This is a genomic window from Rhizobium sp. UBA1881 (assembly GCF_002338015.1).
Classification (GTDB): Bacteria; Pseudomonadota; Alphaproteobacteria; order Rhizobiales; family Rhizobiaceae; genus Rhizobium.
This window is the reverse complement of record NZ_DDHH01000183.1, coordinates 1-13,547: the sequence shown is the minus strand read 5'-3', so window position 1 is coordinate 13,547 and position 13,547 is coordinate 1. Positions and strand designations below refer to the sequence as shown.

The following is a 13,547-nucleotide window of genomic DNA, read 5'->3' as shown; positions in this document are numbered from 1 at the left end:
CGAAAGTATAATCGATCAGAAAGCGCGGCTGACTGCCGCGCTGTTGACGTTTTTTTTTCTTAAGTCATGCTGTCATTTCAGCATGCAACCTAAGGACATCTCAGCAGCAGATGAATACGCAGACCACGCCATCTCCGCAGTTTTATCTGACGGCCCCGGCTGCCTGCCCTTACCTTGCGCATGAGATGGAACGAAAGGTTTTTACGCATCTCGTCGGGCCGCGCGCCGCCGAGATGAATGACATCCTGACGCAAGGCGGATTTCGCCGCTCTCAGAACATTGCCTACCGCCCGGCCTGTGAGGCTTGCCGTGCCTGTGTCTCGGTCCGCATCCTCGCCGACGAGTTCGAGCCGACCAAGTCGATGAAGCGGGTGCTCGCGACCAATTCCGATATCATTTCGACCGAATTTCCGGCGCAGCCATCGAGCGAGCAATATTCGCTGTTTCGTCGCTACCTCGACTATCGCCACCAGCAGGGCGGCATGTCCGACATGACGGTGCTCGACTATGCGATCATGGTCGAGGACACGCACGTCAACACCAAGATCATCGAGTATCGCCGGCGTGTCGAGGGATCAGGACTGGAGACGCGGCCAAGCGGCGAACTGATCGCGGCGGCTCTGACCGATACAATGAGCGACGGGCTCTCGATGGTCTATTCCTACTTCAATCCCGATCTCGACAAGCGATCGCTCGGCACCTTCATGATCCTCGATCACATCAGACGAACAAAGGCGCTCGGCCTGCCGCATGTCTATCTCGGCTACTGGGTTCAAGGCTCGCGGAAAATGGACTACAAGACCCGCTACCAGCCGCAGGAACACCTGACCGCGCGCGGCTGGGAGCGTTTCGATCCCACATCCCTTCCCGAAGGTAGCCAGCCCTAAATGTCTCTTCCTACCCTTTCCGATCATCGGAAGGGCCTGCTGCTGACAGCGATCGGCGGCCTTGCGCTCTCCATGGACATTCCGCTCGTACGCCTCGCACATGGCGACATGTGGTCGATCGTCGGCATGCGCAGCATCGCCACGGTTGCCGTGACGTTGCTGATCCTGTGTGCGATCCGGTGGATGAAGGGAAGCTGGCCGGCGATGGTGCCCGGTCGAGCGGGCCTCCTCGCCGGATTTCTCTACGGGCTCTCGACCATCACATTCCTGCTTGCGGTGTTTAACACGACCACCGCCAACGTCGTCTTCATCGTCGCCTTCAATCCGATGTTCGGCGCGCTGCTATCCTGGCTGTTCCTGAAAGAGCGCCCATCCGTATCGACGCTCGTGACGATGGCGGTGATGATCCTCGGCGTCGGCCTGATTGTCGGCGACGGTCTCTCCGGCGGCCACAGCTTCGGGGATGCGATGGCGCTCTTGACGGCGCTGGTGCTTGCTAGCGCGATTACCGTCGGGCGCGCATCGCGTCGCGCCATGGGTTTCGTGCCATTGCTTGGCGCCACCTTTCCCGCCGTCCTTGGCCTTGCAAACGCCCTGCCGGCAGGTCTCGTGATCGAGCATCCCGCCTGGATCATCTTCAACGGCGCCGTATTGATGCCCGTGTCGTTCTGGTGCCTTGCCAGCGGGCCGCGCTATCTGTCGGCGCCCGAGGTCGGGATGTTCTACCTGCTCGAGACCATTCTGGCGCCGATCTGGATCTGGCTGATTTTCGCGGAAACGCCGCCGGCCATGACGTTGATCGGCGGCTCTATCCTCGTCACCGCAATTATGGCGCACTCGCTTTGGATGGTTCGGAAACAGCCTGGGACGCAACAAGCTCCGGCAGCTTGACCGTGTGAGCCGCATCGAGCTCGCGCTCCAGCCCGTTCAGCACGTGTGTCCAGCCGCGATGGGTCTGCTCTTCAAAAGCGGACCATTCGGCGCACATTTCATGCGACAGCGTCAGGCGCGTGCCCTCCCCCAGCGGCTCGATTTCGACGCGGATGCGATCGGCATTGTGATCGTGTTCGGCGACCGAGAACGAGAACACCATCAGGCGCGGCCGACGCATTTCGAGAAACACGCCGTAATGAACGGCATCGCCGGTCGGTCGTCTGTCGATGACGAGAAAATGGCCGCCGACGCGCGGCTCGATATCGGCGCGGATGACCCGGCCGTCATCGGTGGCGAAGAGGAAGCGTTTGGCGATTTCGGGATTGAGCCAGGCGTCGTAAACCTCGCAGGGCGAGGCATTGTAGGTGTGGCCGACGGAAAGCGTAATGGTCTTGCAGGCACTCATCAACATTCCTCCGTGATCGGACCTCCATGATCGGACATGCCGCCTTCCACGAAGACGCCACATACGATCATTCCGTCCGCCTTCGGAATGATGTTTGTCCATGTTGTGATTACAGGACAAAACTAGAGGAAATGCCCCGCTCGCCAAGAGCGGGGCGCTGATATATTTCAGCCTGCGAACTTTCCGCTGCGGGGGAAGCCCTTGGGAACGGTGCGACCGGCAGATGCGCGGTCGGCGAGCCACTCGGCAAGCTCTTCCTTGTTCTTGCTGAATGTCCGCCCGGCGCTGTCTTCCCAGACAAGGCCATCCGCGATCGCGAAGCAGCGAACGTCGGAAATACCACCATCCTTGTAGCGCTGCAGGCGAACGCCCTTGCCGCGCGACATTTCCGGAACCTGATCCAGCGGGAAGACGAGAAGCTTGCGGTTTTCGCCGACGACAGCAACGTGGTCACCGGAGACGGGCACGAGCAGCTTGGTTTCGTCGGGCATGGAGACGTTCATGATCTGCTTGCCCTTGCGGGTGTTGGCGACCATGTCGGTCTCAGCGACCACGAAGCCGTTGCCGGCAGTCGAAACGATCATCTGCTTGCGCTGCGGATCGTGGACGAAGGCCGTCAAGACGTCCTGGTCGTTGTCCATGTCGATCATGATGCGCAACGGCTCGCCGTGGCCGCGGCCACCCGGCAGCTTGTCGCCGCCAAGCGTGAAGGCCTTGCCGCCCGTGGTGATGACGAGGATCTTGTCCGTCGTCTGCGCCGGGAATGCGATCCTCAGCGCATCGCCTTCCTTGAAGGTCAGCGTCGCGGTGTCGGAGATGTGACCCTTCAGCGCGCGGATCCAGCCCTTTTCGGAGACGACGACGGTGATCGGTTCCTTCTCGATCATCGCCTGCTGGATCGCCTGCTCGTCGGCATCAGGCGCCTCGGCAAACTGGGTGCGACGGCGGCCGAGTTCGGTCGCCTTGGCGAACTTCTTCTTCACCTCGCCGATTTCCCAGGCAACGGTCTGCCACTGCTTGTCCTCGGAGGCGAGCAGCGCTTCGATCTCGGCCTTTTCCTTGCTCAGCGCGTCGAACTCGGTGCGGATTTCGAATTCTTCCAGCTTGCGCAAGGAGCGCAGGCGCATGTTGAGAATGGCTTCGACCTGGATCTCCGTCAGCGACCAGCGCGCGACCATGACGGGCTTGGGCTCGTCCTCCTCGCGGATGATACGGATCACCTCATCAATATTGAGGTAGGCGATCAGCAGGCCGCCCAGGACTTCCAGGCGACGCTCGATGGCGGCAAGGCGGAAGCGCGAGCGGCGCTGAAGCACATCGCGACGATGGTCCAGCCATTCCTTCAGGACCTCGTTCAGTGCCATGACGCGCGGGATGCGGCCCATGGACAGAACGTTCATGTTCAGCGGGAAACGGCTTTCGAGTTCCGTCAGCTTGAACATGGATTCCATGAGGATCGTCGGGTCGACGGTGCGGTTCTTCGGCACCAGCACGACGCGGACATCTTCGGCCGACTCGTCGCGAATGTCTTCCAGCAGCGGCAGCTTGCGGGCGATCAACAGCTCAGCGATCTTCTCGATCAGGCGCGACTTCTGCACCTGGAACGGAATTTCGGTGATGACGATCTGATAACCGCCGCGGCCGAGATCCTCGGTCTCCCACTTGGCGCGCGTGCGGAAGCCGCCGCGGCCGGTCTTGTAGGCATCGATGATCGTCTGGCGGTCGTCGATGATGATGCCGCCGGTCGGGAAATCGGGGCCCGGAATAAACTGCTCCACCAGCGTCTCGACCGTCGCATCCGGATGCTTGATCAGATGCAGCGCCGCGTCGCAGAGTTCGTGTGCGTTGTGCGACGGGATCGAGGTCGCCATGCCGACGGCGATGCCCGACGAGCCGTTGGCGAGAAGGTTCGGGAAAGCGCCGGGAAGAACCGTCGGCTCCTGGTCTTCCTCGTTATAGGTCAGCCGAAAATCGACGGCGTCTTGGTCGACACCTTCGAGCAATAGCCCGGCGACATCGGTCATGCGGGCTTCGGTGTATCGATAGGCGGCGGCACTGTCGCCATCGATGTTGCCGAAGTTCCCCTGCCCGTCGACGACGGGATAACGCTGCGAGAAATCCTGGGCGAGACGGACCAGCGCATCGTAGACCGACTGGTCACCGTGCGGGTGGAATTTACCGATGACGTCACCGACGATACGGGCGCATTTCTTGAAGGCCGAGTTCGGGCGAATGCCCATCTCGCTCATCGCGTGGATGATGCGCCGATGAACCGGCTTCAGGCCGTCACGAACGTCGGGCAGCGCGCGATGCATGATGGTCGACAGCGCGTAGGCGAGATAACGCTCTTCGAGCGCCGCCTTCAGGTCGATCGGAAGAATGCTGTCATCGTCTCCGCCAGAAGGCGGCAAAATCTCTTGTCCCATACCTTCTGACTAACCGAGATGGTTGATGTGAGCAAGGAATCCGGGCATTGCGGCTGTGGATGAAGTCTCCGAACAGAAAGAAAACAACCGCTAAAACCTTTCTGCCCGAATTTGGACTTTGTTTGCTTATCCCTTCAACATAATTTTAGAAAACACGAAATATAAACCGGCACAAATCCACCGTAGATTATGGCCAACCGCCCACCTGGATCTGAGGAACACCCATGACATTTTACCGGACGACACGGCTCATGCTTTCGGGCGTGGCATTCCTTTCTCTCGCCGGCTCCGCCTTTGCGCTCGATGGCCAGGACCTGCTGAAGAAGATCAATGCCGCCTACACGCTGCAGGGCGGCACGCTCGCAGCCGATGGCGTCGATGTCGACGGCAAGACCGTCACGCTGAAGAACGCCAGCTTCAAGCCGAACAACGGCGGCGCTCTGCCGATCGGCGAAATCACGCTCTCGGGCGTAGAGGAAGATGACGACGGCGGCTACTACATCGAGGAAGCAGCCTTCCCCGACATCAACACCACCAATGACGGCGCGACGCTGACGGTGTCCGAGCTGACGCTTGGCGGCATCTCCATCCCTGCCGATGCCAAGGGCGAAGGCCTCTCCTCCATGCTGCTCTACGAGAGCGCCCACAGCGGTCCGCTGAAGGTCGTCAAGGATGGCGCCGAAGTGTTCTCACTCGGCGGCAGCGATGTGAACCTGACGCTGCGCGAAGATGAGTCCGGCTTCGATTTCGACGGCGCCTTCAAGAGCCTCAAGGCCGACCTCAGCAAGGCGGCCGATCCGCAGAGCAAGGAAGCGATCGAGAAGCTGGCGCTGCAGCAGGTCAATGGCGACATCACCATGAAGGGCGCCTGGGACCTGGCACCGGGCACGATCGACGTGTCCGAGTTCGCCTTCGACTTCAGCAATGTCGGCAAGCTCAACCTGGCCTTCAAGGTCAACGGCTATACGCTCGCCTTCGTGAAGTCGCTGCAGGAAGCCGCCCAGCAGGCGGAAGCCAACCAGAACAAGGACCAGGCGCAGCAGGCCTTCGGCCTTGCCATGCTCGGCCTGTTGCAGCAGCTGTCCTTCGAAAGCGCCCAGATCCGCTTCGACGACGCCTCGATCACCAAGCGCGCGCTTGATTACGCCGGCAGCCAGCAGGGCATGTCGGGCAAGCAGATGGCGGACTCGCTGAAGGCGATGGCGCCGATCATGCTGGCGCAGCTGAACATCCCGGAACTGCAGAACGCCGTATCGGCCGCCGTCAACACCTTCCTCGACGACCCGAAGAGCCTGACGGTCAACGCCGCACCGGAAAAGCCCGTGCCGTTCCCGATGATCATGGGCGCCGCCATGGGTGCACCGAACACGCTGCCGCAGGTGCTCGGCGTGAAGGTTTCGGCGAACGATTGATCGCCTCGACATGAAATCAGGAAGGCCCGGCGCGCATCGCTCGCCGGGCCTTTTTCTATCTTATGCTGTGGCGTTTCAATTCGCTGATCGCGTGATCAGCCGCTGCCAAGAGTTCGTCGGCGCCCGCACCGTCACGTGCCTGGACCGACATTCCCTGAACCATGGCGCCGAGAAAACGGGCAAGCGAGCCGGCGTCGGTGTCGGCGCGCATATCGCCCTCCTCTACCCCACGCTCGATACGCGCCTGGAACGCGCCCAGCGTCTGCAGCCGCAGAGATGAAACGTGAAAGGCGATGTCCTCGTTTTCCGCCGCGCAGTTCAGCACGGCTGTCGAGATCATGCAGCCCTTGGGGTGTTCGGGTGCCGTGAACAGGAATGCGGAGTTCCGCAGGAAACGCGTGAAAGCCGTTACCGTATCGATCTTTTCCTGCAACGGGTTGCCCGGCTCCTGCCGTGGCATGCGGCGGTACTGATCGAGCGTCTCGCGATAGAGATCAGCCTTCGAGCGGAAGGCCGCGTAGAGGCTTTGAGGGGTAATCCCCATGGACGCCGTCAGGTCGGCGATCGATGAGCCATCGTAGCCGTGCTGCCAGAAGACGTCGCGCGCCGCCGCCAGAACGACCTCCCTGTCGAAAGCAGGCGGGCGGCCGCGCTTGCGGGGAGTTTCAGGTTTCGAACTTTCTATATTTTTCACAACGTTCACTCTGGAATTATCTTGCGATCCGTTATATTCAGGAATGGTCATTGTGATTATAGAAGGTTTGATCTCATGAGTCTTCCCCCAGACATCAAGATTGATAACGCGGCGGTATCCTTCGGCGCAGGCGTCGATAAGGCGATCGATGCCGCACTTGACGACAAGCGGCTGGTGGGCGCCGTGGTCCTGATCATGCAAGATGGAAAGCCGGTCTACCGGCGCGCAGCCGGGCTGGCGGACAGGGAGGCCGGACTGGCGATGACCGAGGACACGATCTTCCGCCTTGCCTCGGTCACCAAGCCGATCGTGACGATTGCCGCCATGCGACTGGTCGAACAGGGCCGGATGGGTTTGGACGATCCGATCACACGCTGGCTGCCCGACTTCCGCCCTCGGCTTGCCGATGGTGGGGAAGCGGTCATCCGCCTTCGCCATCTGCTCACCCACACTGCGGGCCTCAGCTACTGCTTCATCGACGAGGATGGTCCCTATACCCGCGCCGGCGTTTCGGACGGCATCGGCGAGCCTGGAATGGCGCTCGCGGAGAACCTGAAGCGCATTGCGAGTGCACCGCTGCGGTTCGCGCCGGGCGAAGGCTGGTGCTACTCTCTGGCGATCGACGTTCTCGGCGGCGTCATCGAGCAGGAAATGGCCATGTCGCTCGACGATGCGGTCGCTGAACTCGTCACCGGCCCGCTCGGGCTTACGGACACTGCGTTTTCGGTGCGCGACCGGAAGCGATTGGCGGCCGCGTACTTCAACGCCTCGCCGGAGCCGGAGCGGATGGGTCAGGAAGCCGTCATTCCAGCGCTGACGGGCTCAGTACGGTTTGCGCCGGACCGGATCTTCGACCCTTCCTCCTATCACTCCGGTGGCGCAGGAATGGCGGGCACGGCGGACGATATACTCCGCATTCTCGAAACCGTCCGCCAGGGCGGAGGCGCGTTGCTATCTGCGGAAACGGTCGCGACCATGATGACCGACCAGGCCAACGGTCTGCGGCAGCAGGTAGAGCCCGGCTCGGGCTTCGGTTTCGGCTGGGCCGTGGTGACCGATCCAGATGCCGCACAGGTTCCGCTGTCTCGCGGCAGCCTGCAATGGGGCGGGGTTTATGGCCACAGCTGGTTCGTGGATCCGACAAGGAAACTGACGGTGGTCGCGCTCACCAATACGACGCTGGAGGGCATGTGGGGCCGGTTCACCGTCGACCTCAAACAGGCGATCTACGCGGCTCTCTGACATTGTCCGAAAACGAAAAAAGACCGACTTGCGCCGGGCTTTTCTTATTCAAGCGATGTTCGCTCAGTCCTTCTTGACCGGCGGCATGACGCGCAGCGACAGTTCCATCAGCTGCTTCGGCGTTGCCGGCGACGGGGCGTTCATCAGGAGGTCCTGCGCCTGCTGGTTCATCGGGAACAGCGTGATTTCGCGCAGGTTCTTGGCGCCGAGCAGCAGCATCACCACACGGTCGATACCGAAGGCGCAGCCGCCATGCGGAGGCGCGCCGTACTGGAAGGCGCGGTACATGCCGCCGAAGCGCTCTTCGACATCCGTCTGGCTGAGGCCGACCAGTTCGAAGGCCTTGACCATGGCTTCCGGCGACTGGTTACGGATCGAGCCCGAGGCGATTTCGAAGCCGTTGCAAACGGCGTCGTACTGGTAGGCCTTGAGCGACAGCGGATCTTGGCTCTGCAGCGCTTCGAGGCCGCCCTGCGGCATCGAGAAGGGGTTGTGGGCGAAGTCGATCTTCTTGTCTTCCTCGCTCCATTCGTAGAACGGGAAGTCGATGATCCAGCACAGTTCGAAACGGTCGCGATCGACCAGGTTCAGGTCTTCGCCCGCCTTGGTGCGCGCTTCGCCCGCGAACTTGTAGAACTTCGCCGGTTCACCGGCGACGAAGAAGGCGGCGTCGCCTGCTTCAAGGCCGAGCTGGACACGGAGCGCTTCGGTGCGTTCTTCGCCGATGTTCTTGGCGAGCGGACCGGAACCGCCGACCTTGCCGTCTTCTTCCTTCCAGAAGATGTAGCCGAGGCCCGGCTGGCCGAGCGACTGCGCCCAGGCGTTCATACGGTCGCAGAATGCGCGGGAACCACCAGTTTTGGCCGGGATCGCCCAGACTTCGACCTTCGGGTTAGACGCGATCATGCCGGCGAAGACCTTGAAGCCGGAGCCTGCGAAGTGCTCGGTGACGGCCTGCATCTCGATCGGGTTACGCAGGTCGGGCTTGTCGGAGCCGTACTTGCGGATCGCGACGTCGTAAGGAATACGCGGCCATTCCTTGGTGACCGGCTTGCCTTCGGCGAACTGCTCGAAGACCGAGGTCATGATCGGGGCCATCGTATCCCAGACGTCTTCCTGGGTGACGAAGCTCATTTCCAGGTCGAGCTGGTAGAATTCGCCCGGCAGGCGGTCGGCGCGCGGGTCTTCATCGCGGAAGCACGGCGCGATCTGGAAGTAGCGGTCGAAACCGGCCACCATCAGGAGCTGCTTGTACTGCTGCGGCGCCTGCGGCAGGGCGAAGAACTGGCCGGGGTGAATACGGCTGGGCACGAGGAAGTCGCGCGCGCCTTCCGGCGAGGACGCCGTAAGGATCGGGGTCGTGTATTCGCCGAAGCCGGCAGACGTCATGCGGTTGCGGATGTCGGAAATGATCTGGCTGCGCTTGACGATGTTCTTGTGCAGCGTCTCGCGGCGCAGATCGAGGAAGCGGTACTTTAGGCGGATGTCCTCGGGATAATCCGGCTCGCCGAAGACCGGCAGCGGCAGTTCCTTGGCTTCAGAGAGGACTTCGATCTCCTGGGCATAGAGTTCGATCTCGCCGGTCGCCATGTTCTTGTTGACGGTGTCTTCCGACCGCGCCTTGACGACGCCGTCGATGCGGATGACCCACTCGCCGCGAACGGTCTCGGCGATCTTGAAGGCGGGGCTATCCGGATCGGCGACGACCTGGGTCATGCCGTAATGGTCGCGAAGGTCGATGAAGAGAACGCCGCCATGGTCACGAACGCGGTGGACCCAGCCGGAAATCCGGACATTGGCGCCGACATCCGACTTGCGGAGGGCTGCACATGTGTGGCTGCGGTAACGATGCATCATCTCAATTTCCAGTATTTGGCTTGAAGACGGCAGCAGGGGCTTCAAAAGCTCTCTCGCGCCGACAAGAAAATCGGGCGGAAAAGCGCATGGACGGCCTGATTTGTCAAGACTTGGCACGGCTCACGCGTGCTTTGCGCCCGGTTTTCGACGCGGCTGCAACCTTATCATATGCCAAGCTCTGCGGCAGTTTGGCTGCACGAGGCATATTGCTGAAGGTCGCGGTCAACTTTAAAGAGGACGTATCATTCTTCTCCGGAGTCCCGCCATGCCCCTCCTCACCCGCCGCAACCTTCTGAAGGCTTCCGCCGTCGCCGGCGCTTACGGGGTAGGCATCGGCATCGCGGGCAAGTTCGGCATGGCGGAAGCGGCACCGGAGCCGCAGGTACTGAAAGCGCTGAAGACGCAGGCGACGTTGACCGACGCCGGCGTGACCAAGAACATCATGACTTGGGATGCTGTGGGGGGTGACGCGCAGGGCGGCGCGGCGATGCCGCCGGTGCTGCGCATGACCAAGGGCAAGCCTTATGCGGCGCGGCTGACCAACACGCTCGACGAACCCACTACCATTCATTGGCATGGCCTGCGCATTCCCAACAAAATGGACGGCGTGCCGTTCATGACGCAGCCGTATGTCTATACCGGCGACAGCTTCGACTACGCGTTCACGCCGCCCGATGCCGGCACCTTCTGGTATCATCCGCACTGCAACACGCTGGCACAGATGGGTCAGGGCATGACCGGCGTGATCGTGGTCGATGATCCGGCCGACCCGACATTCGATTCCGAAGTCGTCCTCAACCTCCGCGACTGGCGCCTTGGCGGCGACGGCCAGTTCATTGCGGCATTCCGGCCGCGCGATGCGGCGAAGACCGGCACTTACGGCACGGTGCGCACCGCGAACTGGCATCAGGAGCCGCAATATGACGCGCCGGCAGGTGGCCTGATCCGCCTGCGCATCGCCGTCACCGACGTAACACGCATCTTCTCGCTGAAGATGGAAAGTGCCGAAGCGACCGTGATCGCGATCGACGGCAATCCCGTGCCGAAGCGCTTCCCGCTCGACCTGTTGCTGATCGGCCCGGGCCAGCGCCTCGATCTTGCCGTTCGCATGCCAGATTCCGAAGGCGCGGTTGCGACGCTGGAGGACATTCGCGGAACGACGCCAAAAACGATCGCCAAGCTGCGTTCGGTCGGCACGTCCCTCAAGCGCAATGTCGGCGACCTCGCGGCACTCGCCGAGAACCCAGTCGCCAAGGCCGATCTCTCCACGGCGGAGAAGATCTCGGTCGTGCTCAGCGCCACCGCCGAGAATGCGCCGGTCGACAGCATCTGCGGCACGCTGGGTTACAGCTTCTGGGCCATCAACAAGGTGCCGTGGCCGGGCGACACGAGCGACCCGACAGCACCGCTTTCGGAACTAAAGCTCGGCAAGAGCTATATCCTGCAGCTGGAGAACGTGACGCCGCATACGCATCCGATCCACCTGCACGGGATGAGCTTCACGGTACTCTCATCGTCCACGCGGGAGGTCATGCCGCTCGTCACCGACACCTATCTGGTGCAGCCGGACGAGAAGGTGCAGCTAGCCTTTGTCGCCGACAATCTCGGCGATTGGCTGTTGCATTGCCACATCATTGAGCATCAGAAGACCGGCATGACGAGTTATGTCAGGGTTGTTTGACCACTCTTTGCCGGTAGCGGTTGACATATTGGGCCGAAAGGAGAAGGAAGGTTCAACTATGTCTATCCTGCGAATGAATTGAGATGATTGAAACAACCGCCGATTTGGAGGCGGCCTGCATCGAGCTGGCCAAGTCAGAATTCATTACTATCGACACCGAGTTTCTGCGAGAGACGACGTTCTGGCCGGAGCTTTGCTTGATCCAGATGGCGAGCCCGACGACGGAAGTGCTTGTCGATCCGCTGGCCAAGGGTCTCGACCTGAAACCCTTCTTCGAGCTGATGGCCAATTCCAGCGTGCTGAAGGTGTTCCACGCCGCGCGCCAGGATATCGAAATCATCTACAACCGTGGCGGCCTCATTCCGCATCCGATCTTCGACACGCAGGTTGCGGCGATGGTCTGCGGCTTTGGCGATTCCGTCTCCTACGACCAGCTGGTCAGCCGGACCAAGGGCGTGCAGATCGACAAGTCCTCGCGCTTCACCGACTGGAGCCGCCGTCCGCTTTCCGAAAAGCAGCTCGACTATGCGCTGGCGGACGTGACGCATCTGCGCGACGTCTACCTCTATCTCAAGGCAGAGCTGGAACGCGAAGGCCGTTCCTTGTGGCTCTCCGAGGAGATGGATGTGCTCGAGGCGAAAGAGACCTACGACATTCATCCCGACGACGCCTGGCAGCGCCTGAAGATGCGCCTGCGCAAGCCGCAGGAGCTTGCCGTGCTGAAATACGTGGCCGCGTGGCGCGAGCGTGAAGCGCGCAGCCGCAACGTGCCGCGTTCGCGCGTCATCAAGGACGACGCGATCTATGAGATCGCCCAGCAGCAGCCGAAGGACGCCGAGGCGCTTGGCCGCCTGCGCACCATCCCGAAGGGCTGGGAACGGTCGTCGGCCGGTGCCGCCGTCGTCGAGGCGGTGAATACGGCCCTTGCGCTCCCCAAGGCCGAGATGCCGCACGCGCCAAGACAGACCCAGGCGCCGGAGGGAGCCGCGGCCGCAGCCGAGCTCCTGAAGGTTCTGTTGAAGCTGATCTCGGAAAAGCACGGCGTCGCGCCCAAGGTGATCGCCAACAGCGAGGATCTGGACAAGATCGCTGCCGAGGGCGAAAACGCCGATGTGGGCGCGCTGCGCGGCTGGCGCCGCGAGCTGTTCGGCGATCCCGCCCTGCAGCTGATCAAGGGCGACGTCGCGTTGCGCTTCGTCGGCAAGAAGGTCGAGACGGTCGCTCTGTAAGTCGCGACGCAAATTTTGCGTCGCCTCGATTCAGGCCATAACTGCGCCCAATCATTCACCTAAATCTTTTTGGGAGGGATATCCAATCCCCTTCCGAAAGGGCTTTCGCGCGCCTACATTGCTTGAGACGCACGCTGGCCAAGGCTGAACGAAAAGACCCTTATGAGAGAAGTATCCCCAGTCCAGAACTGGCTTCTGATCATGCTCGTCATGGCGGGAAGCGGCGTGCTCTACAGCGTCATGTTCTTCCAGGACAGCCGCCCGTTCATCGGCGCAGTGTTCGCGCTGTGCATGGGCATGCCGATCATCGCCTTCGAGCGAAAGGTGATCTTTCGCGAACTGCGCAACCGGGTTGAAGCGCTGCCGACGCTGACGTTCTTCCTCGCCGAGCTTTTCATCTACGAAGTGCTGATGAGCATCGGCTTTGCAGCCGCCGGCCTCTCGCTATGGGGAACGGGCATTGTCATTCCCCATTCCTGGGTCGACATGGTGGTGCTGCCGTTCAACGCTTTTCTTTACGCGCTGGCCGTCTGCTCGCTGATGATCTTCGTTCTCAGAGTTCGCGAGTTGCTGGGCCGTGAGGTGTTCACCAGCATGCTCATCAGCCGCTACCGCAAGCCGGTCAGCGAAGAGCGGGTGTTTCTCTTCATCGATCTGGTCGATTCGACGACCTTCGCGGAGAAGCACGGAGATCTGCGCGCGCAGCAGATGCTGAGCTCGCTATTCGCGACCTTTGCCGAGCCGGTGCGCAAGTACAAGGGAACGATCGTCGACTATGTC

General features: G+C 61.5%; 11 protein-coding genes and 1 pseudogene. 8 read left to right on the top strand and 4 right to left on the bottom strand.

Annotation, left to right across the window (positions count from 1 at the left end):
- The 3 genes from B3605_RS22270 to B3605_RS22260 form a co-directional block, all read left to right on the top strand.
- Nucleotides 1–184, top strand: a 184-nt coding sequence (locus B3605_RS22270) for a hypothetical protein (protein WP_296436085.1), incomplete at its 5' end; no start/stop codon positions are given.
- A complete protein-coding gene (locus B3605_RS22265) occupies nt 111–887 on the top strand; it encodes an arginyltransferase (RefSeq protein ID WP_111561156.1) in 777 nt (258 codons plus the stop codon). The genes B3605_RS22270 and B3605_RS22265, both read left to right, overlap by 74 nt.
- Nucleotides 888–1,778 (top strand): DMT family transporter, encoded by an 891-nt coding sequence (locus tag B3605_RS22260; RefSeq protein ID WP_112941283.1) that lies wholly within the window; start codon nt 888–890, stop codon nt 1,776–1,778.
- Here the strand turns inward: B3605_RS22260 and B3605_RS22255 are convergent.
- Both B3605_RS22255 and parC read right to left on the bottom strand, forming a co-directional pair.
- Nucleotides 1,714–2,226, bottom strand: a complete 513-nt coding sequence (locus B3605_RS22255; protein ID WP_047513216.1) for an SRPBCC family protein — start codon at nt 2,224–2,226, stop codon at nt 1,714–1,716. The two genes, B3605_RS22260 and B3605_RS22255, sit on opposite strands and share 65 nt — an antisense overlap.
- A 167-nt stretch (nt 2,227–2,393) precedes the next feature.
- Nucleotides 2,394–4,652, bottom strand: coding sequence for a DNA topoisomerase IV subunit A (gene parC, locus B3605_RS22250; protein WP_112941284.1), 2,259 nt, complete (start codon nt 4,650–4,652; stop codon nt 2,394–2,396).
- A 224-nt stretch (nt 4,653–4,876) separates the two neighbouring features.
- Here parC and B3605_RS22245 point away from each other — a divergent pair, with 224 nt between their 5' ends.
- Nucleotides 4,877–6,064: a hypothetical protein gene (locus B3605_RS22245; RefSeq protein ID WP_112941285.1), complete on the top strand. Its 1,188-nt coding sequence runs from the start codon at nt 4,877–4,879 to the stop codon at nt 6,062–6,064.
- Between the two features lie 55 nt (nt 6,065–6,119).
- On the opposite strand, the gene B3605_RS22240 is transcribed toward B3605_RS22245, so the two are convergent.
- A complete protein-coding gene (locus B3605_RS22240; protein WP_183794678.1) occupies nt 6,120–6,809 on the bottom strand; it encodes a TetR/AcrR family transcriptional regulator in 690 nt (229 codons plus the stop codon).
- A gap of 24 nt (nt 6,810–6,833) precedes the next feature.
- On the opposite strand from B3605_RS22240, the gene B3605_RS22235 reads away from it, so the two are divergent.
- Complete coding sequence (locus B3605_RS22235) at nt 6,834–8,000, top strand: serine hydrolase domain-containing protein (RefSeq protein WP_112941286.1); 1,167 nt, start codon at nt 6,834–6,836, stop codon at nt 7,998–8,000.
- A 63-nt stretch (nt 8,001–8,063) separates the two neighbouring features.
- On the opposite strand, the gene aspS is transcribed toward B3605_RS22235, so the two are convergent.
- Nucleotides 8,064–9,854, bottom strand: a complete 1,791-nt coding sequence (gene aspS / locus B3605_RS22230; protein WP_026283039.1) for an aspartate--tRNA ligase — start codon at nt 9,852–9,854, stop codon at nt 8,064–8,066.
- Nucleotides 9,855–10,122: 268 nt separating this feature from the next.
- Between aspS and B3605_RS22225 the strand changes: the two genes are divergently transcribed.
- From B3605_RS22225 to B3605_RS22215, 3 genes and pseudogenes are all read left to right on the top strand, one after another.
- A complete protein-coding gene (locus B3605_RS22225; protein ID WP_112941287.1) occupies nt 10,123–11,538 on the top strand; it encodes a multicopper oxidase family protein in 1,416 nt (471 codons plus the stop codon).
- An 83-nt stretch (nt 11,539–11,621) separates the two neighbouring features.
- Complete coding sequence (gene rnd, locus B3605_RS22220) at nt 11,622–12,767, top strand: ribonuclease D (protein WP_111561151.1); 1,146 nt, start codon at nt 11,622–11,624, stop codon at nt 12,765–12,767.
- Nucleotides 12,768–12,929: 162 nt separating this feature from the next.
- A pseudogene (locus B3605_RS22215) lies at nt 12,930–13,547 on the top strand (adenylate/guanylate cyclase domain-containing protein); the annotation flags it as partial.